The organism is Vagococcus sp. AM17-17 (genome assembly GCF_003471765.1).
Lineage (GTDB): Bacteria > Bacillota > Bacilli > Lactobacillales > Vagococcaceae > Vagococcus > Vagococcus teuberi.
In genome coordinates, this window is record NZ_QRJY01000050.1 from 1 (window position 1) to 515 (window position 515).

A 515-nucleotide genomic window follows, 5' to 3' on the forward strand; every position below is an offset into this window, starting at 1 on the left:
CACATTTGGTTTGTCTTACTTTGTTCAGTTTTCAAAGGTCTAAAATTTGTTGCCGTAACAACTTTTATATCATACCAACTTGTTCTCTTATTGTCAACAAGTTTTTAAGATTTTTTTGAGAAAATTCTCAAAATCGGGAAGACAGGATTCGAACCTGCGACCCCTTGGTCCCAAACCAAGTGCTCTACCAAGCTGAGCTACTTCCCGTATTAAAATCTAACGCGCCCAAGAGGAGTCGAACCCCTAACCTTCTGATCCGTAGTCAGACACTCTATCCAGTTGAGCTATGGGCGCTATTTTGATGCCGAGGACCGGAATCGAACCGGTACGGTGATCACTCACCGCAGGATTTTAAGTCCTGTGCGTCTGCCAGTTCCGCCACCCCGGCTAGAACTTATGAAAGCGGAAGACGGGGTTCGAACCCGCGACCCCCACCTTGGCAAGGTGATGTTCTACCACTGAACTACTTCCGCTTATAGATGCCGGCTAAAGGACTTGAACCCTCGACCCTCTGA

The 515-nt window shown here is 47.2% G+C and carries 4 tRNA genes; all 4 read right to left on the reverse strand.

Annotated elements, in window-relative coordinates:
• Nucleotides 1-133: 133 nt before the first annotated feature.
• Nucleotides 134-207 (reverse strand) — tRNA-Pro (locus DW196_RS11215).
• A 13-nt stretch (nt 208-220) separates the two neighbouring features.
• A tRNA-Arg gene (locus DW196_RS11220) sits at nt 221-294 on the reverse strand.
• 8 nt (nt 295-302) lie between these two features.
• Nucleotides 303-388, reverse strand: a tRNA-Leu gene (locus DW196_RS11225).
• Between the two features lie 13 nt (nt 389-401).
• Nucleotides 402-473, reverse strand: a tRNA-Gly gene (locus DW196_RS11230).
• Between the last annotated feature and the right edge of the window lie 42 nt (nt 474-515).